Annotated in this window: 16 protein-coding genes and 1 pseudogene; 9 read left to right on the forward strand and 8 right to left on the reverse strand. The window is 72.2% G+C overall.

Features of this window, described 5'->3' with window-relative positions; translation table 11 throughout:
• Positions 1-831 (reverse strand): sigma-70 family RNA polymerase sigma factor (locus ACRDSK_RS20995; RefSeq protein WP_431442919.1); only part of this gene is annotated, 831 nt, incomplete at its 3' end.
• A 326-nt stretch (positions 832-1157) separates the two neighbouring features.
• On the opposite strand from ACRDSK_RS20995, the gene ACRDSK_RS21000 reads away from it, so the two are divergent.
• Positions 1158-1925, forward strand: a complete 768-nt coding sequence (locus ACRDSK_RS21000; RefSeq protein ID WP_431442920.1) for a GGDEF domain-containing protein — start codon at positions 1158-1160, stop codon at positions 1923-1925.
• On the opposite strand, the gene ACRDSK_RS21005 is transcribed toward ACRDSK_RS21000, so the two are convergent.
• Positions 1922-2557 (reverse strand): winged helix-turn-helix transcriptional regulator, encoded by a 636-nt coding sequence (locus ACRDSK_RS21005; RefSeq protein ID WP_431442921.1) that lies wholly within the window; start codon positions 2555-2557, stop codon positions 1922-1924. The genes ACRDSK_RS21000 and ACRDSK_RS21005 overlap by 4 nt on opposite strands.
• Positions 2558-2623: 66 nt before the next feature.
• On the opposite strand from ACRDSK_RS21005, the gene ACRDSK_RS21010 reads away from it, so the two are divergent.
• From ACRDSK_RS21010 to ACRDSK_RS21030, 5 genes are all read left to right on the forward strand, one after another.
• Positions 2624-3001 carry a VOC family protein gene (locus ACRDSK_RS21010; protein WP_431442922.1) on the forward strand — a complete coding sequence of 126 codons (378 nt, stop codon included), beginning with the start codon at positions 2624-2626 and terminating at the stop codon, positions 2999-3001.
• 137 nt (positions 3002-3138) lie between these two features.
• Positions 3139-4341: a glycosyltransferase 87 family protein gene (locus tag ACRDSK_RS21015; protein WP_431442933.1), complete on the forward strand. Its 1203-nt coding sequence runs from the start codon at positions 3139-3141 to the stop codon at positions 4339-4341.
• A 4-nt stretch (positions 4342-4345) separates the two neighbouring features.
• Entirely contained in the window at positions 4346-5545 is a 1200-nt protein-coding gene (locus ACRDSK_RS21020; protein ID WP_431442923.1) for a 5-(carboxyamino)imidazole ribonucleotide synthase, read from the forward strand.
• Positions 5542-6078 carry a 5-(carboxyamino)imidazole ribonucleotide mutase gene (purE, locus tag ACRDSK_RS21025; RefSeq protein WP_431442924.1) on the forward strand — a complete coding sequence of 179 codons (537 nt, stop codon included), beginning with the start codon at positions 5542-5544 and terminating at the stop codon, positions 6076-6078. Before ACRDSK_RS21020 ends, purE begins: the two co-directional genes overlap by 4 nt.
• A 45-nt stretch (positions 6079-6123) precedes the next feature.
• Positions 6124-7269 (forward strand): acyl-CoA dehydrogenase family protein, encoded by a 1146-nt coding sequence (locus ACRDSK_RS21030; protein ID WP_431442934.1) that lies wholly within the window; start codon positions 6124-6126, stop codon positions 7267-7269.
• A 74-nt stretch (positions 7270-7343) separates the two neighbouring features.
• Here the strand turns inward: ACRDSK_RS21030 and ACRDSK_RS21035 are convergent, their stop codons facing one another.
• From ACRDSK_RS21035 to ACRDSK_RS21045, 3 genes are all read right to left on the reverse strand, one after another.
• Positions 7344-8045: a TIGR03089 family protein gene (locus ACRDSK_RS21035; protein WP_431442925.1), complete on the reverse strand. Its 702-nt coding sequence runs from the start codon at positions 8043-8045 to the stop codon at positions 7344-7346.
• Positions 8046-8058: 13 nt separating this feature from the next.
• Complete coding sequence (locus ACRDSK_RS21040) at positions 8059-9354, reverse strand: LCP family protein (RefSeq protein ID WP_431442926.1); 1296 nt, start codon at positions 9352-9354, stop codon at positions 8059-8061.
• 99 nt (positions 9355-9453) lie between these two features.
• The gene (locus ACRDSK_RS21045) at positions 9454-11097 is read right to left on the reverse strand and encodes an LCP family protein (protein ID WP_431442927.1); all 1644 of its coding nucleotides are present in this window, start codon (positions 11095-11097) and stop codon (positions 9454-9456) included.
• A 143-nt stretch (positions 11098-11240) separates the two neighbouring features.
• On the opposite strand from ACRDSK_RS21045, the gene rfbB reads away from it, so the two are divergent.
• Both rfbB and rfbD read left to right on the forward strand, forming a co-directional pair.
• Positions 11241-12233, forward strand: coding sequence for a dTDP-glucose 4,6-dehydratase (gene rfbB, locus ACRDSK_RS21050; protein ID WP_431442928.1), 993 nt, complete (start codon positions 11241-11243; stop codon positions 12231-12233).
• A 3-nt stretch (positions 12234-12236) separates the two neighbouring features.
• A complete protein-coding gene (gene rfbD / locus ACRDSK_RS21055; protein ID WP_431442929.1) occupies positions 12237-13130 on the forward strand; it encodes a dTDP-4-dehydrorhamnose reductase in 894 nt (297 codons plus the stop codon).
• 402 nt (positions 13131-13532) lie between these two features.
• On the opposite strand, the gene ACRDSK_RS21060 is transcribed toward rfbD, so the two are convergent.
• From ACRDSK_RS21060 to ACRDSK_RS21070, 3 genes are read right to left on the reverse strand one after another with little or no spacing between them, the layout of a single operon-like run.
• A complete protein-coding gene (locus ACRDSK_RS21060; RefSeq protein WP_431442930.1) occupies positions 13533-14618 on the reverse strand; it encodes a glycosyltransferase family 4 protein in 1086 nt (361 codons plus the stop codon).
• Complete coding sequence (locus ACRDSK_RS21065) at positions 14611-17121, reverse strand: glycosyltransferase (RefSeq protein ID WP_431442931.1); 2511 nt, start codon at positions 17119-17121, stop codon at positions 14611-14613. Before ACRDSK_RS21065 ends, ACRDSK_RS21060 begins: the two co-directional genes overlap by 8 nt.
• Before the next feature lie 60 nt (positions 17122-17181).
• Positions 17182-18117 carry a glycosyltransferase family 2 protein gene (locus ACRDSK_RS21070; RefSeq protein WP_431442932.1) on the reverse strand — a complete coding sequence of 312 codons (936 nt, stop codon included), beginning with the start codon at positions 18115-18117 and terminating at the stop codon, positions 17182-17184.
• Between the two features lie 24 nt (positions 18118-18141).
• Between ACRDSK_RS21070 and ACRDSK_RS21075 the strand changes: the two are divergent.
• Positions 18142-18347 (forward strand): annotated as a pseudogene (locus tag ACRDSK_RS21075) (glycosyltransferase family 1 protein); the annotation flags it as partial.

Genomic DNA, 18347 nt, shown 5'->3' on the forward strand with positions numbered 1-18347 from the left:
GGTCCCGACCGCGGTGAGCGCGCCGGCCTTGGACGCGGTCGCCGCGAGGTAGCCGGCCGCGCCGATGCCCAGCACCAGCGGTGCGACGAACCCGCGCATGGCGCCGTTGACGTCGGCGAGCTCGGCGGCCAGCGCGCGGCACCGCTCGCACTCGTCGAGGTGGGCCTCGACCTGGGCCTTCTCCCGCTTCGCGAGCCCTTGCCTGGTCCAGGCGCCGAGCCGCTCGGCGGTGGCCCGGCAGCGCAGCTCGGTGATCTCGGCGAGGTGCACCTGCAGGTAGGCCTGCCGCAGGCCCTCGCGGGCGCGGTAGGCGAGCGCGGAGACGCCGTTGGCGGTGAGCCCGAGGATCGGCGCGACGTCGGCGGGGGACTGGCCCTCGATCTCGGTGTGCCAGAGGACGGCCTGCCAGCGCTCGGGCAGTCGGGCGAACGCCTGCGCGGCCAGCGAGCGCTCGAGGCCGGCGACGGCGGTGTCGGAGAAGGGCTCGGCCAGGCTCGCGCCGCCGGCGGTCTCCACGTCGTCGGACAGCTCGATCTTGCGGTCGCGGCGAGTCTTGTCGTAGGCGGTGTGCCGCAGCGCGGTGAGCAGGTAGGCGCGGAACGCCGAGTCCGGCCCGCGGCCGGCCCGCAGCGTGTCCAGCACCTTGGCGAACGCCTCGGAGACGAGGTCGTCGGCCTCGGCGGGTGAGCGGGTCAGTTGGCGGGCGAGGTTGTAGGCGGAGGAGACGTGCCGTTGGTAGAGCGAGCCGTACGCCGAGACCGTGCCCTTGCGGACCGCGTCGATCAGCTCCGCATCGCTGGGCCCCTCGATTTCAGCGGGAACGGTGGCCACGATCCTCCTCTGCTCGCACGTGTCAGCCCCCGACCCGGCCGGTGTAGAACGAGCCGGATTCGCTAAAGACACGCCTCCGCGCACAGTGTGACGGATCCCGCCGAACGCGGCACCACACGATCACCGGAACGGGCGTATGAGATCGCCTCTCCGGCGCAATGGCCAGGAGTTCACCCGATCGGCGTCACGGATGTCTGTTCCCAGCGTTTCTAGGGCGGACGCTGACGCTGAAACGCGCCGGAAGATGGGACGACCAAGTGACCGTACGTGAGGCAGGGCCGCGCTCGAGTCGTGGCGACGCCGAAGGTACCGATCACGCGCTGCGAGTGCTGCGGAACCGATGGCGGACCGCGAGCATCGCGGCGGGCTGGCGGTTCCCGAGCGACTGGGGACTGCCCGAGGTCGACGCGGTCTGCTTCTCGGCCGTGCGGCAAGCCGACCTGACCTTCGCGCTGCGAAACCTGGGCCGGGCCAGGGCCGAGGCCGGCGCGGGGCTCGACGAGACGCTGACGGACCTGGCCGCGCTGCACGCCGTCCTCACCGGCCCGGAGACCGCGACCGGCCTGGTCGCCACCGACCCGGACGCCGCGCCGACCACGCTGGTCCGCACCACGGCCGTGGCCTGGGCGGACGCCTCGGGTGCCGAGCTGCACAACGCGGAGGCGACGGAGAACCTGACCAGCCTCGCCACGCACGCCTACCTGCGCACCCGCTTGGGCGAGGTCTACCGGCAGGCCGCCCGGGTCGGTGTGTCGCCCGCGGAGAGCCACTCGCTGCTGGTGGTCACGCTGGACCTGTCGGCGATCACCGGCTGGTCCCGGCTGATGGCGATGGTCCTGGTGGCCGATGTGCTACGAGACGTGTTCGACGGCGGCGAGACCATCGCGCTGCTCGGCCCGTCCGTCGCCGCGGTGCTGGCCAGTCGGGAGGCCGAGTTCGGGGACCGGGCGCTGACCGCGAGCTGGCTGATCACCGAGCGGCTGTCGACCGACCCGGAGCTCGCGTCGAGCGAACGCCCGAAACTGCACGTCGAGTGCCTGCCCGACACCCTCCAGGACGCGCGCCACCTGATCCACCGGCTCAGCCGCGCCTAGCCGCTCGGTCGCAGCAGCCCGCGCAGCGCGGCCACCTCGCCACCGGCCTCGATCCGCCCTTCGGACACGGCGGCGTCGAAGGTGTCCGGGTCGGCGAGCAGGGCGTTCAGCGTCGCGGGGTCCGTACGCAGCGACGCGGCGGCCGCGGCCGGCTCGCCGACCTCGACGTCGACCACGCCGTCCTCGACCCGGATCGTCCACACGTGGTCGTCCATCTCGATGCGGTGGGTGGCCGGCGGTTCGGCGGGGTCCGGGCGCGCGATGCCGCGCAGGTAGAGCAGGACCGAGGTGGCGCTGAGCGTGGCCGGCTCGGGCAGCGGCACGCGCAGGCCCCATGCGCCAAGGGCCAGTACGACCGGCTCCAGCTCCCGGCCCCACTCGGTCAGCTCGTACACCCAGGAGCCGGCGGGCGCGGCGAGCCTGCGGCGGCGCAGCACGCCCCGGCCGGTGAGCTCGCGGAGCCGGTCGCTGACCAGGTTCGAGCTCGCCGCGGGCAGGGCCCGGCGCAGGTCGGAGAACCGCCGCGGGCCGAACAGCAGCTCGCGCACCATCAGCAGCGCCCACCGCTCGCCCACCACGTCGAGGGCGCGGGCGATCGCGCAGGCGTCCCCGTAGCTACGACTCGTCGGCACGACTGGCCTTCCTCATGGTGCGAGAATACAATCTCGTAGTAGTTATTAACAACTACAGGAGGAGACATGGGACAGCCGGTCGTGCACTTCGAGATCATCGGGACCGACCCGGCGGCGTTGCGCCGCTTCTACGGCGAGCTGTTCGGCTGGGAGTTCGACACGAGCCACCCGGTCGTGCCGGCGGTGTCGCGTCAGGGTGACTACGGCTTCATCGCACCCACCGGGACCGGTGCCGCGGGCGGTGTCGGCGGCGGTGCGGGCTTCGAGCGCCACGTCGTCTTCTACGTCGGTGTCCCCGATGTCGAGGCCGCGCTGCGCGAGGCGGAGCGGCTCGGCGGGACCATCCGGATGGGCCCGGAGCTCTCGCCGAACCGGGACCTCGTGGTCGGCCACTTCGCCGACCCGGAGGGCAACCTGGTCGGTGTCGCGGGTCCGGCTGCCTGACAGAGCGGCCTGACAGGGCGGACCGCCGGGTGTCGGTGGGCCGTGGTTTCCTTTCCGGCGTGAGCGAGACCGTCCGGACCAACCCCGCCGCCCCCGGCGCTGTCGCCGTCCCCGGTGCGCAGTGGCTCGGGCAGTCGGTGCGCCGGCTCTTCGCGACGAGGTCCGCGCTCCTGCTCCTCGCCGTGCCGGCCGGGTTCGTGGTCGCGGGCGTGGTCGGCTGGCTGATCGACTGGCGCCTGGGCGTCGACTCGGCGGTCTACCGGTCCGGCGCGGTCGCGCTGTTCACCGGGGAACCGTTGTACGACAAGGACTTCCTCACCGCCGAGCCGCCCTGGGCCCGCCTGCCGTTCACGTACCCGCCGACCGGCGCGCTGCTGTTCGTCCCGCTCGCGCTGTTCCCCACCCAGGTCTCCTGGGGCATCCTCGCGGCGATCTCCGTGCTGGCGCTCGCGCTCGTGATCCGGGTGGCGATCGAGGCGACCCGGCCGAGCTGGCTGCGGCCGGCGACGGCGACCGTCGTCCTGACGGTCCTCGCGCTCGGGCTCGAACCGGTGTGGCGCACGCTGTTCCTCGGTCAGATCAACCTGATCCTCATGGCCCTCGTGGTCACCGACGTCCTCGTCCTCGGCGCGGTGCACGGGCGGGCCCGACACCTCGGCGGCGTCCTCGTCGGCGTCGCGGCGGCGGTCAAGCTCACGCCGCTGATCTTCGTCCCGCACCTGTGGCTCACCGGCCGGCGCATGGACGCCGTGCGCGCGCTCGCCACGTTCGCGCTCCTGCAGGCGCTCATCTTCGCGCTGCGGCCGCACGACTTCGCCCGTTTCTGGACGGTCGCCGTCACCGACCCGGAGCGCACCGGGCCGACGTTCTGGGCCGGCAACCAGTCGCTCAACGGGCTCGTGCTGCGGCTGTCCGACCTGGCACCGTGGGCGCTCGCGGTGGCGATCGGCATCGGCGCGGTGCTCGCGGTTCCGGCCGTGTTACTGGTGCGCCGCTTCCACAAGGCGGGCCAGCCGCTGGCGGCGTTGCTGGTCACGGCGTTCTTCGGGGTCCTGCTCAGCCCGGTTTCCTGGTCGCACCACTACGTGTGGGCGGTGCCGCTGCTCGTGCTGTTGATCTCGAAGCTGCCCGACACCCGCCTGCGTCTGGGCATCGGCGCGATCGTGCTCGTGTTCGCCAGCTGCGTGTTGCTGATCATGCGCACGTCCGACCCGTCGCGCCCGCCGGGCGTCAAGCCGGAGCTCGAGTGGACGCCGCCGGAGGTCGTGCTCGGCAGCGCCTACCTGCTGGTGCCGCTCGTGCTCGGCGCCGTGCTGCTCCTGCGGAACCGGGGCAGGTGAGGCGGTGGACACCCGAACCGGCCTACCGGTCGTCGGCATGGTCGGCGGCGGCCAGCTCGCCCGGATGACCCAGCAGGCGGCCATCGCGCTCGGCCAGTCGTTGCACGTGCTCGCCATCTCGCCGGACGACTCCGCGGCGCTGGTCACGCCCAACGTCACGCTGGGCTCGCACGAGGACGTGGCGGCGCTGGCGTCGTTCGCGGCCGGGGTCGACGTGCTGACGTTCGACCACGAGCACGTGCCCGGCGAGTACCTGCGCGTCCTCGTCGAGCATGGTGTGGTCGTCCGGCCCGGCCCGGACGCCTTGCTGCACGCGCAGGACAAGCTCGTCATGCGCCACAAGCTCGCCTCGCTCGGCCTCCCGGTGCCGCCGTTCGTCGCGGTGTCCGAAGTGGACGATGTGGTCAAGTTCGGCGACGAGCACGGCTGGCCGTGCGTGCTCAAGGCGGCCCGCGGCGGCTACGACGGGCGGGGCGTCTGGCTGCTCAACGGCGTGGAGTCCGCACGCGAGCTGGTGCCGCGCCTGCTCGAGTGGGGCACGCCGCTGCTCGTGGAGGAGCGGGTGGCGATGCGTCGCGAGCTGGCGGCGGTCGTCGCCCGGTCGCCGTTCGGGCAGGGCGGGTGCTGGCCGGTCGTGGAGACCGTGCAGTCCAACGGGATCTGCGTCGAGGTGCTCGCGCCCGCGCCGGACCTCGACGCCGAACGGGCCGAGGAGGCCCAGGAGCTGGCGTTGCGGATCGCGGCCGAGCTGGGGGTCGTCGGCGTGCTCGCGGTGGAGCTGTTCGACACCGAGGCGGGGTTCGTGGTCAACGAGCTCGCCATGCGCCCGCACAACTCCGGCCACTGGACGATCGAGGGCGCCGCGACCTCGCAGTTCGAGCAGCACCTGCGGGCGGTGCTCGACTACCCGCTCGGCGCCACCGACCCGCGCGCGCCCGCGGTGGTGATGGCCAACGTGCTCGGCGCCCCGCGACCGCCGGCGATGAGCCCGGACGAACGCCTGCACCACCTGCTCGCCCGGTACCGCGACGCGCACGTGCACTACTACGGGAAGCAGGAGCGGCCCGGGCGAAAGATCGGCCACGTGACGGTGCTCGGCTCGCGGATGGCGGAGGTGCGGGAGCGGGCCCGGCGGGCCGCGCACTGGCTCGCACACGGCGAATGGCTCGACGGCTACGACATCCACACGGGGGGACAGACATGACGGCAGTCGTCGGAGTGATCATGGGCAGTGACTCGGACTGGCCGGTGATGAAGGCAGCCGCCGACGCGCTGGCCGAGTTCGAGGTGCCTTACGAGGTCAGCGTGGTGTCCGCGCACCGCACGCCGCTGCGCATGATCGACTACGCGCGGTCGGCGGCCGGTCGCGGCCTGCGGGTGATCATCGCGGGTGCGGGCGGGGCGGCGCACCTGCCGGGCATGGTGGCCTCGGCGACCGTGCTGCCGGTGATCGGCGTGCCGGTGCCGCTCAAGCACCTCGACGGGCTCGACTCGCTGCTGTCGATCGTGCAGATGCCGGCCGGGATCCCCGTCGCGACGGTCTCGGTCGGCGGCGCGCGCAACGCCGGGCTGCTCGCGGTGCGAGTGCTGGCCGCGTCCGACGAGAAGCTGCGGGGCAAGCTCACGGAGTTCGCCGACGACCTCGAGCGGCTGGTCGCGGACAAGGACGCCGCGCTGCGCGCGAGCCTGGATGTGACCTCGGACGACTCAGCCGGTTCCGGCGTGAACGAGCGCTAACATCTGGGTTGTTGCGGACACGTGGAGGTGGCGGCGGTGGATGGCCTGTACCAGCTGAGCGAGGAGCACGAGGCGCTGCGGGAGGCCGTGCGCGCGCTGGCGGAGAAGGAGATCGCGCCGTACGCCGCCGAGGTCGACGAGCGGGAGCGGTACCCGGCGGAGGCGCGGGACGCGCTGGCGCGGGCGGGGTTCAACGCGGTGCACGTCCCGGAGGAGTACGACGGTCAGGGCGCGGACGCGATCGCGGCGTGCATCGTGATCGAGGAGGTCGCCCGCGTGGACGCGTCGGCGTCGCTCATTCCCGCGGTGAACAAGCTGGGCACGCAGCCGATCCTGCTGTCGGGGTCCACCGAGGTGAAGAAGCTGGTGCTGCCCTCGATCGCGTCGGGTGAGGCGTCGGCGTCGTACGCGCTGTCCGAGCGCGAGGCGGGTTCGGACACCGCGTCGATGCGCACGCGGGCGGTGCTCGACGGCGACACGTGGGTGCTGAACGGGACCAAGACGTGGATCACCAACGCGGGCGAGTCGACGTGGTACACGGTGATGGCCGTGACCGACCCGAACGCGGCGAAGAAGGCCAACGGCATCTCGGCGTTCGCGGTGCACAAGGACGATCCGGGCTTCGTCGTCGGCCCGAAGGAGCGCAAGCTGGGTATCAAGGGCTCCCCGACGTGCGAGATCCACTTCGAGAACTGTGCGATCCCCGCGGACCGCATCATCGGTGACCCCGGCACGGGCCTGAAGACCGCGTTGCGCACCCTGGACCACACCCGCCCGACGATCGGTGCGCAGGCGGTGGGCATCGCGCAGGGCGCGCTGGACGCGACGCTGGCGTACGTCAAGGATCGCCACCAGTTCGGCCAGCGAGTGGCGGACTTCCAGGGCGTGCAGTTCATGCTGGCGGACATGGGCATGAAGATCGAGGCCGCCCGGCACCTCGTGTACGTGTCCGCCGCAGCCTCCGAACGCGGCGACAAGCGAGCCGGCTTCATCGCCTCGGCCGCGAAGACCTACGCGTCCGACACGGCGATGGAGGTAACGACCGACGCGGTACAGCTGTTCGGCGGCGCGGGCTACACGAAGGACTTCCCGGTCGAACGCATGATGCGAGACGCCAAGATCACCCAGATCTACGAGGGCACCAACCAGATCCAGCGCATGGTCATGGCAAGAGCCCTGCTCAAGGGGTAGATCAACGATCTCTCGGCTGGGCCCGCCCGCCGATCAGTTCCATGATCAGCCAGCCTCCAGGCCGTGCTGGGCAACTAGGGCGCCAGTCGGTCCACTGTGGTCCGTTCGGTTTCGCGGTACTTGGGGAGTCGGGCCGGATCCGGGTTGGTCACCTGGACCAACGAAGCCTCCGCGGCGAGGATCGCCACGAGGTCCAGCACGCCGGACGGAACCGTCCAGTCCAGTGTGGACAGGACGCGCGAAGCCGACGTCAGACCGAGCGTCTCGGCGCGGGAGCGGGCGGTCGACAGGACCTCGTCCACTGTCAGGTCGGTCAGGCAGGGAGTGTCGCCGGGAACCGGGGCCAGCGCCAGGAAGTCGTCGCCGTGGAGGCGGGCTTCCGCGATGTAGTCGACGGCTCCGGTGGGCACGTCGCCGCGCAGGTCGCGGCCCATCGGGTCCAGCGACACCACCGCCGTCGTCGCCGCGCCGGGTGCCTCGCCGCCCGGTGGGACGAACGCCACCGCGGCGTCGGCCGACGAGGACACGACTGACGCGCCGCACCACCACGCGCCCAGCAGCACCCCGGCCGTCTGCCAGTGCGCCGGCAGCAGCATGGCGACCCGCCCGCCTGGCTCGATGTCGTGCTCCTCGACCAGCCAGTTCGCCGTCTTCGCGGCCCAGTTCCGCAGCGTCGCGGCCGACAGCTCGACCCGGCTGCCCGCGGCGTCGTCGTAGTGCGTGACCAGCGGCCGCGCCGGCGAGTACGGGCGCAGCAGCGTCTCGGTGAGGCTCAACGACACTCCCAAATCAGTCGACGCACGGGACGGCGGCCCGGCCGCCGAGGTCCAGCAGCGGCGTGCCGCCGAACTTCGCCGGACCCGACAAGGGCGAACCGGAGGACGGAGCCGGCCGCGCGGGCTTGCGCGACACCAGCCCCGCCACGTACCGATGCACGGCCGGGACATCGACCGTGATGATGCTCTGCCCCCGGTCGTTGCGCGCGCCGACCCCGGTCACCGGGATGGTCACGAACCGAACCCGGCCGCTCGCCAGCTCCTGCGCCTGGTTGACCAGCTCCAGGAAGTGCAGCCCGTCGTCCATCACGACCGTCTTCGACACGGCCTCCTCGAGCGCGTCGAGCTTCGCGGTGTTCGTCAGCAGGTTCCCGGACAGCACCTTGTTCATCGCCGACGCCAGGAACGTCTGCTGCCGCACGATCCGGTCCAGGTCACCGCGCGGCAGGTTCTTGCGCTGCCGCACGAACGACACCGCGTCGCCGCCGCGCACGGTCTGCGGGCCCGCCGCGAACGACGCTCCGGAGTCCGGGTCGCTGGTCGACTGGTTCAGGCACACGTCCACGCCGTCGATGACCTCGGTGAGCAGATAGAACCCGTACAGGCTGACCTCGGTGTAGTGGTCGACCCGCACCCCGGTCAGCCCCTGCACGGTCTGGATCAGCGCGGTCCGCCCGGCGTCGTCGGACTCGCGCTCGATCTTGCGCTGGTCCGCCTCGCCCTCGTCGGACAGCCGCTGCGCGGCGCGCGACTTCGTGAGGCCGAACGCGCCGTTGATCTTCTCCTCCTGGTCGAGCCCGGGCACCCGGACGGACGTGTCGCGCGGGATCGAGATCGCCGCCCCGCGGCTGCCGTTGCGCGGGATGCGCAGCAGGATCAGCGTGTCGGTGTTGAGCCCGTCGGTGGCCTCGGTGCGCAGCTCCCGCAGCAGCTCGTCGGACAGCGGGTTGCCCTGCATGTCGGTGCGGCTGTCGTTGCCGACGATCAGGATGTCGTCGGCGCCGTCGTCCGGCGCCGGCGCGTTCTTGCCGTCCTGCGCTTCCGTCACCGCGTCGGTCGTGTTCTTGCTGCTGTCCAGCTCGTCCACGCGCAGGTAGACCATCGACATCCCGGCGAGCACCGCGGCGGAGACGAGCCCGACCAACACCCGGCCGAACACCAGGAACGGGGACACCCGCCGGCGCGGCCGCACCACCTCGGGCGCCGGATCCTCGATCGGCTCGAGGTCGTCAGGCCAAGCACGAACCTCGACCGAGCCCACGGCCGTCGCGTAGGCGGTCGGGTCGGTCGGCCCAGCCTTGCTCCGCACCCGACACACCTCCCCCAACGAACGGCCCGACCCAGGCTACCTGCGGCGGCGGCCACCCGGCCCCCGTTGCGGGGTCGTTCACCGGACTGGGGGCGTCGGCTAGTTCACACAGTTCAGGCCGCCGGCGTTGAGTTGTGGCGGCGGCGGGCTCGACGACGACGTCGGCGGCTGTCCCGGCCCGCTCGACCCGGTCGGCGACCCGCTCGGCGGGTCCGTCGGCGGCTGCGGCTGCACCAGCCGGTCGCCGGTGAAGCCGGCGGGCGCCTGGTAGTCGGTGCCGAGCACGACCTCGATGCGGCCGGGCTGCTGGCCGACGTCCTCGAACAGCGAGAACGAGCCACCCAGCTGGTCGGCGACGTACTGCGCGAGGTTCCGCTCGCCCGGCGCGTAGCGGATCGTCGAGGATCCCTGGACGACCGAGTCGCCGATGTCGCCCGGGTTGAAGCCCCGCTGCGTCAGGTCGGTGCGCACGGAGGCGGCGAGCCCGGAGGTGTTGGAGCCGTTGCGCACGTCCACGGTGACCAGGCCGAGCGAGGGCCGCCCGCCTTCGTCCGGCGGGGCCGTGCCGGGCGGCGGCTTGGTGGGTCTCGTCGGCGGCGTGGTCGTAGTCGTGGGCGGCGAGGACGACGTCTCCTCGTCCTGATCTTCGTCGGTGGTCAGCGACTCGACGAACCGGGCGACCTGTCTCCGGTCGACCTCGAGGACGTCCGCGCCGCCGATGTTGGCGTCGCCGACGACCGGGATCGTGTAGAAGTCGATGCCCGTACTGGACAGACCGGACATCTGCGCGGCGAACTTGGACAGCTCGAAGCCGTTGCTCAGCACCACGGACCGCTGCACGGCGGAGACGAGCTCGCGCACCTTGGTCGGGCTGGTCAGCATCTCCGCGGACAACACCTTGTTCGCGATCGCGCCCAGGAAGGCCTGCTGGCGCATGATGCGGTCCAGGTCGCCGTTCTCGAGCCCGTGCCGCTGGCGGACGAAGGCGAGCGCCTTGCGGCCGGCGATGGTCTGCACGCCCTTGAAGAAGTCGGCGCCGGACAGCGGGTCCTCGGTGTCCGCCTTGAGGCACACGTCGACGCCGCCGATGGCCTTGGTGATCTCGTAGAAGCTGGCCAGGTTGACCTCGGCGTAGCGGTCGATCGTGACGGCCTTGCCGATGAGGTTCTGCACGGTCGCGATCAGGTTCTTGCGGCCGGCGACCGTGGCCCGCGCGTCGAGCTCCTTCTCGCTGCCGACCTTGTCGGCGAGCTCCTCGCGGGCGCCGTTGTAGGCGTAGGCGAACGCCGAGTTGAGCCGGTGCTCGCCGTAGTCGCCGGCGAGCTCCACCCAGGAGTCGCGGGGGAAGGAGATCGCCACCGCGCGGGTGCCGTCGACGGGGATGTGGACGAGGATCATCGTGTCGGTGTTGCGCTCGCCGCCGCTGTCGCCGGCGTTGAGCAGATCGAGCACCTCGCGGGGGAGCGGATCGCCGTTGGCGTCGGTGCGACTATCGATGCCGACCAAAAGCATGTCTACTGCGCCGTCCAGGGGAACGCGTTGGTTCTCGACGTCCTGCGCGATCACCTCGGTGGTGACGGTTCCGTCGTCGACGTCACCGAACGCCCACCAGCCGTAGCCCATGGTGCCGAGCACGGCGACCGAGGTCAGCGCGACGATCGAGCGTGCCGAGTTCCGGCCCGCCCTTCGCCAGCCGCTGCTCGCCTGTGGGTGAGCAGCCAGCACCTGCGTACGTTCGTCCACGCACGCTCCTCCCCGTCCCCCGACGGAACTTGACCAGTAGGATACCGAGATGTGACCTCGGTAGCAGGTGTCTCGCTACCCATATAGACGCAATAGTGCCCCTCGGGGGTTTACTTCCGAGTGAAGGAATTGGTGGAACCTCTATGCGGGTGTTGGTCACCGGTGGTGCCGGGTTCATCGGGTCGCACTACGTCCGCAAGGTTCTGGGCGGTGCGTACGACTCGCTGGCCGACGCCGAGGTGGTCGTGCTCGACAAGCTCACCTACGCCGGCAGCGAGTCCAACCTGGAGCCCGTGCGGGACAACCCGCGGCTGCGCTTCGTGCGCGGGGACATCTGTGACCTGGGCGTCGTCCGGGACGTGATGCGCGGCGTCGACCTGGTCGTCCACTTCGCCGCCGAGTCGCATGTGGACCGCTCGATCCTGGGCGCGGCCGACTTCGTGATGACCAATGTGCTAGGCACGCAGACGCTGCTGCAGGCCGCGGTGGACGCCGGTGTCGGCAAGTTCGTGCAGGTGTCCACCGACGAGGTCTACGGCTCGATCGCTGAGGGGTCCTGGCCCGAGAACCACGAGCTCGAGCCGAACTCGCCGTACTCCGCCTCGAAGGCCGGCGCGGACCTGATGGCCAGGTCGTTCTTCCGCACCCACGGGCTGCCGGTGTGCGTGACGCGCTGCTCGAACAACTACGGGCCCTACCAGTTCCCGGAGAAGGTCATCCCGCTGTTCGTGACGAACCTGCTGGACGGGAAGAAGGTGCCGCTCTACGGCGACGGGCTCAACGTGCGCGACTGGTTGCACGTGGACGACCACTGTTGGGGGATCCAGCTGGTCGCGGACTCCGGCCGGGCGGGCGAGATCTACAACATCGGCGGCGGTACCGAGCTGACCAACCTGGAGCTGACCAGCCGGCTGCTCGACGCGTTCGGTGCGGACGAGTCCATGGTGGAGCGGGTGCCCGACCGCAAGGCGCACGACCGGCGGTACTCGGTGGACATCACCAAGATCTCCAACGAGCTGGGCTACCGGCCGCTGATGTCCTTCGAAGAGGGCCTTGCCCACACGATCGAGTGGTACCGCGACAACCGGCCGTGGTGGTCGACCCGCAAGGACCGCGCGAAGCTGCCCGGGAGCTGAGAGATGTCGCTCGCCCTCCTCGTCCCCGGCGGTACCGGCCAGCTCGGTCATGAGCTCGCCGCCGCCGCGCCCGCCGGCGCCGACGTCCGCGCGCCCGGCTCGGCGGAGCTGGACATCACCAACGCGGGCGCCGTGGTCGAGGCGGTGAAGACGCTCGCCGGGACGGCCACCCAGCCGCCGGTGGTGATCAACGCGGCCGCGTACACCGCGGTGGACGCCGCCGAGACGGATGCCGACCGCGCGTTCGCGGTGAACGCCGATGGGCCGCGGGTGTTGGCCGCGGCGTGCTCGGCGCACGGCGTGCCGCTGATCCAGGTGTCGACGGACTACGTCTTCCCGGGTGACGCCGACCGTCCCTATCGGACGGACGAGAAGCTGGGTCCGCGCTCGGTGTACGGGATGACGAAGGCGGTCGGCGAGGAGGCCGTGCTGGGGTCGGGCGCGCGGGCGTGGGTGGTGCGCACCGCGTGGGTGTACGGCGCCCACGGCAAGAACTTCGTGAAGACGATGGCGCGGCTGGCCGCGTCCGGCGAACCACTGTCCGTTGTGGACGATCAGCGCGGTTCGCCGACGTGGGCGCGTGACCTCGCGGTCGGCCTGCTCGAGCTGGCGGGTTTGGTGGCGGCGGGGAAGGAGCCGCCGACCGTCCTGCACGCGACGGGTGGCGGCGACACGACGTGGTGCGGCTTCGCGCGCGGGGTTTTCGAGGAGCTCGGCGAGGACCCGGCCCGCGTGCGGCCGGCGGTCACGTCGGACTATCCGCGCCCCGCACCGCGCCCGGCGTACTCGGTGCTGTCGGACGGGGAGTGGCGCACCGCGGGCCTGACCCCGCTACGCCCATGGCGAGAGGCGTTGACCGCGGCCTTCGCCGAGGACGGGGACACGTACCGGCCGTAGCTCGCGCGGCGCGAATGGTGGTGGCGTCGGCTGGGACGGCCCGCCGGCCTCTGGGCGGCCAGTGGAATGGTCGTCGGCTGCCGGGCTCTGGCGTGGGTCGGCTTCGCAAGGTCCGTTGGCCGGATCCGGGCGGAGACGGCCTCCGGCCCCCGGGATCCAGCGTACCGGCGTGCACCGACAATTCCCTGCGCCGCCGGGCAAGGCTGTGGACAACGTGGACTCGCGGGGGCCCCCCGCTTTCCAGTCTATTCGTTGGGGGTGACGATTTCGGGGGTGTGCGGGCGGAGTGTGGACAACCTGCCGTGCGGCGCCGGCTGTCCACACTGTGCGTCCTCGGCGGGGCGGAATCGTCGGTGCTGGCCGGTAGGCTGGTGATCGGGGGCCGGAGGCCAACCGGGGGTGTCAGGCCATCGCGCGGCGGTAGGCCTGCACGGTCAGTTCCGCGGTTCTGCGCCACGTGAACTCGGCCGCGTGGGTGCGGCGGTCCGCCAACGTCGCGGGGGTCGGCGGGTTCGCCAGCGCTGCCGTCAGAGCGGCGCCCATCGCCTCCACGTCGCCGAACGGGACCAGGCTCGCGTGGCCTCCGGAGATCTCCCGCAGCGCCGGCACGTCCGAGCACACCACCGGGACGTCGCACGCCATGGCCTCCAGCACGGGGAGGCCGAAGCCCTCGTCGCGGGAGGGAAGCACGAGCGCGTCGGCGCCGGCGACCACCGAGCGCAGGTCCACATCGGACAGGTAGCCGATCGAGCGGACGTTGCCGTCCCGCTGGTTGTGGCCCGGGCCCGCGAGCACCAGTGGCGGCAGGTCCGCCGTCGCCTCGTGGGCCTTCAGCAGCCAGCCCAGCGACTTGCGCGGCCCGGCCCCGCCCACGAACAGCAGATACGACTTCGGCAGCCCGATCCGCCTGCGCAGCGCCTCACTCGGCGGCCGCGCCGTGAACCACGCCAGGTCGACGCCCAGCGGGGTCACCATGATCTTGTCCGGCGAGATGCCCAGCCGGTCCGCCGTCACCTCCGCGACCGCCCGGGTCGGGGTCACGACGACCGCGGCGCGCGACGCCGAGCGCGCCACCAGCTCCGGCAGCTGCTCGTCCGACGGCGGCAGCTCGTCCGGGGCGTCGAGGAACGCGAGATCATGAATGGTCAGCACGCCCCGCGCCCGCATCGCCGCCGGCAGCACGAAGTTGGTGCCGTGCACGACATCCGTGAACCCCGCGAACAGCTCCACCGGCGGGAACGGCGCGTGCAGCCAGCACCGCCGCAGCAGCCGCGCGGACACCGGCATCCCACGCGCCCGCGACCCGTGCGGCAGCACGCGCCGCAGCTTCCGCCAGCCCCGCAACGTGAACGCCACCGCTCGCATGTCCACATCGGACATCGACGCCAGCTCCTCCGCGAGCGCCGCGGTGTAGCGGCCCACGCCGGTGCGGTTGCCGAGCAGCGGAGTGCCGTCGAGCAACACCCGTACCGGACCGCCCCTAGCCATCGCGCCGGCCCTTCCAGCGCTCGGACGCCAGCCGGCGTACCCGGCCGGCCGCGCGTCTGGTCAGCTCACCCGGCCCGCCGGCGTCCAAATAGGACTTCACAAGGTCGATGTCGCGACGCACGACCTCCCCGACCCGCAGCGGCTTGTTGGGCACGAGCGGCGAAGCACCCGGCAGCCGGTCCGCGGCCGGCGCCGGGTTGCGGCAGAAGGCGACCAGCGGCGCGAGCACGGTCTCCCACGTGAACCGCTCGCGCACGACCGCGATCCGCTCCCGGGCACCCTGCGCGAAGTCCGCGTCGTAGAGCACCCGCTCCAGCGCGTCGGCGAGCGCCGCCGGGTCCTCCGCCGGCACCACCACCCCGAGCCGCTCGGTGCGCACCAGGTCAGCGAACGCGTCGCCGTCGGTAGTGACGATCGGCAGGCCCGCCCACAGGTAGTCGAGCACCCGGGTGCGGAACGCGAACGTCGTCTCCACGTGCTCGTAGTGGGTGGTGACGCCGCAGTCCGCGTCCAAGAGCCAGTTCTGCCGCTCGTTGTACGGCACCCAGGTCTCGTTGAAGAACACGTGCCGGTCGGCCAGCCCGAGCCGGTGCGCGAGCAGCCGCGTCCGGGCGCCGATGTCCATGTCCGGCACCTCGGGGTTCGGGTGCTTCATGCCGAGGAACACCAGTCGCACGTCGTCGCGGCGCCGGGCGAGCAGGTCGACCGACTGCACCAGCGTCAGCGGGTCGAACCAGCTGTACACCCCGCCGGCCCAGATGATCACCTTGTCCGTGCGCGCGACGTCCCCGAGCGCGCCCTTGACCGGCGACACGGTCTGCTGCGGCGGCTTGCCCGGCAGCCCGAACGGCGCCACGGCGAGCAGTGAGCGGACCGTCGGGTCGCTGTCGTACAGCGCCGGGGTGAGCCGGCCGAGCGCGGTCAGGTGGCCGAGCCAGAAGTGCCGCTGCCGCTCCGACGCGCACAGGAAGAAGTCGCCGCGCTCCAGCTGCGTGTTGAGCACCTTCGTGACGCCGATCAGGTCCAGCTCGCGTTGCTCGTCGGTGTCGTCGCGGCCCTGCTCGAGCAGCTCGAGGTGCATCGGGTCGTACATGTCGCAGACGACGATCTTGGTCGAGCTCTCCTTCTTGAGATCCGGCACCAGCTCGAGCGCGTGGCCCTGCAGGATCACCAGGTCGGCCCACCCCACGTGCGAGGGCAGGTCGCGGCGGCGCGCCTGGTGCACGGCGAACGGCGCCTCCGGCGGCGCGCACATCGGGTTCACCGTGACCAGCCGGACCTCGTGCTCGGCGGCCAGCACGTCGGCCATGTTCCACGCCCGGATCGCCGGCCCGGCCATCCGGTCGGAGATCGCGTCGCCGGTGATGACCAGGATCCGCCGCCGGCCGCCGAACGCCTCCTCCAGCCCGAACACGTCGACCAGCACGTCGTGCGCGGCCAGGTAGCGGGGCAGCGGGTAGGCGGGCTCCATCGCGTTGCGCATCAGCGGGAGCAGGTCCGCGTCCGAGCGCACCCGCGCGGCCTGCTCGGTCTCCCGCGCGGTCGCGAGCGAGGGGAGCAGCTCGACGAACTGGTCGATCGCGAGCAGCCCGGCCAGCGTCGTACGCGGAATGTCCACTGTGGAAGAACCGGCGTCCGGGCGGCCGATCTCCAGCTGGGTGGGGTCGACGTCGCCGCGGGCGGTCGCGCGGCGCACGGCCAGCGCGAGCGCGGCGGGCAGCGCCTTGGCGAGCGTGGCGTCGGACAGGTTCTTGTACAGCGTGGCCAGGGCGTTGCGCTCCAGCAGGTACAGCTCACGCGCGTTGTCCGGAGTGTCCACCTTGGACATCGCGGCATGGTGGCGGTGGAAGGCGAGCGAGCGCGGCTCGAAGCGGACCCGCCAGCCGCGCAGGTTCAGCCGCCAGCCGAGGTCGACGTCCTCGTAGAACATGAAGAACCGCTCGTCGAAGCCGCCGAGCTCGCGGAACGCCCCGGCGCGCACGAACATCGCCGAGCCCGTCGCGAACAGCACGTCGCGCGGCACGTCGTGCGAGCCGTCGTCCGGCAGGCCGGCGTGGCGCTTGTAGCCCATGCCGAACCAGGTGAGCCCGCCGTCGACGAAGTCGACCAGCTCGCCGTCCCAGTCGAGGACCTTGCTCGCGACCGCGGCGACGGTCGGCTCGGCGCGCAGCACGTCCACGGCCGCCGACACCCAGTCGGCGTGCGGGCGCGCGTCGTTGTTGAGAAAGGCGAGCACCGTGCCGGTCGCGTGGCTCGCGCCGAGGTTGCAGCCGCCGGCGAAGCCCAGGTTGGCACCGGCGTCGACCAACTGGACGCCCGGCTCGCGGCCGATCAGCTCGGCGCCGCCGTCCCCGGAGCCGTTGTCCACGCAGATGATCTGCAGCAGTTCGGCGGGCCAGTCCAGCTCGTCGCGCAAGGCGCGCAGGCAGGCGATGGTGTCCTCGGTACCGCGGTAGTTGACCACGATCACCGAGACGGCCGGTCGATGCGCCGGTTCGGGCACGCGCGCTCCTCGCTGTGATGGTGAGGGTTAGCCTGCCCTATCACACCACGTCACCGTCGGTTAACTCGCGGAATTCGCCCAACGCCACACGTCGGTGCGGGTCACGGTGGCCAGCCCGGTGACCGCCCGCCGTTCGCGGGCCAGCGGGACGAGCCGGGCCAGCACCTCCGCCAGCACGCGTAGCCGCAGGCCGATCCGGAAGTTCCAGGCCGCCGGCAGGTCCCGGCGGAACGGGAGGACAGCGGTGAGCACGGCGAACCTGGCGAGCTCGCGGACCGCGACCCCCGCCGGCGCGCAGCGCAGCAGCATGTAGAGCCGGTTGCGCTCGTTCCACCGGTGGAACTGCCGCGACCCCGGCCGCGTGCTCGCGCCGTGCCGGTGCACCACCCGCGCCTCGGGGACCGCGAGCACCCGCCGGCCGCGCAGCCGCAGCCGCCACGAGGTGTCCGTGTCCTCGTAGTAGCAGAAGAACCGGGCCGGCACGCCGCCCGCGGCCGCCAGCTCCGCCGTGCGCAGCAGGGCCGCGCCGCCGCAGAAGCCGAACACGCCCGCGGGCTCGGTGAGGTCGGCTCCATGCCCGTCGGCGGTCAGCCCGACGCCGACGGAGATCGGCTCGCCACCCGCCGACTCCAGCAGCGCGCCCGCGGCCGCCGCGTCCGGTTCGGCGTCCAGCGCGTCCTCGAGCAGCGCCAGCCAGTCCGGCCGGGGCACGGCGTCGTCGTTGAGCCAGGCCACGAACTCGGTGTCCACGCCCGGCAGCGCCGCGGCCAGCCCGCCCGCGTAGCCGGCGTTCGAGCCGAGCCGCGCCACCCGCGGCCGGGACGGGTGGGCGGCGAGCAGGTCGGCCGTGCCGTCGTCGGATGCGTTGTCCACCACCAGGATCCGGTGCACGCGGGTCTGCGCGGCGACCGCGTCGAGGCACGCGGTGATGTGCTCGGCGCCCCGCCAGGTGACGACGAGGACCGTCGTGCGCGCCGTGTCGTTCCCGGTGGTCACGGCGGTCGACCGTACTCTGTGCCCGTGCCGGAGCTCGTCGTGCTCACCGAGCAGCTGTTGGCGCCCGTCCCGGGTGGGACCGGGCGCTACACGCGCGAGCTCCTCGCCGCCATGGCCGCGAGCCCGCCGCCGACCTGGACCGTCGCCGGAGTGACCGCCACCCACCGCGACCTCTCGGCCGCCGACGTGCCCGACGTCGCGGGTCCCCGCGCGCTGCCGCTGCCCCGCCG

Origin of the sequence: Actinophytocola sp. (genome assembly GCF_050699915.1) — a bacterium.
Taxonomy (GTDB): Bacteria; Actinomycetota; Actinomycetes; order Mycobacteriales; family Pseudonocardiaceae; genus Actinophytocola.

What these genes read in the sequence shown, in the direction of transcription:
- ACRDSK_RS21010 (WP_431442922.1), top strand. Translation starts at nt 2,624, where the DNA reads ATGGGACAGCCGGTCGTGCACTTCGAGATCATCGGGACCGACCCGGCG.
- rfbD (WP_431442929.1), top strand. Translation starts at nt 12,237, where the DNA reads ATGTCGCTCGCCCTCCTCGTCCCCGGCGGTACCGGCCAGCTCGGTCAT.
- ACRDSK_RS21060 (WP_431442930.1), bottom strand. Translation starts at nt 14,618, where the DNA reads ATGGCTAGGGGCGGTCCGGTACGGGTGTTGCTCGACGGCACTCCGCTG.
- purE (WP_431442924.1), top strand. Translation starts at nt 5,542, where the DNA reads ATGACGGCAGTCGTCGGAGTGATCATGGGCAGTGACTCGGACTGGCCG.
- rfbB (WP_431442928.1), top strand. Translation starts at nt 11,241, where the DNA reads ATGCGGGTGTTGGTCACCGGTGGTGCCGGGTTCATCGGGTCGCACTAC.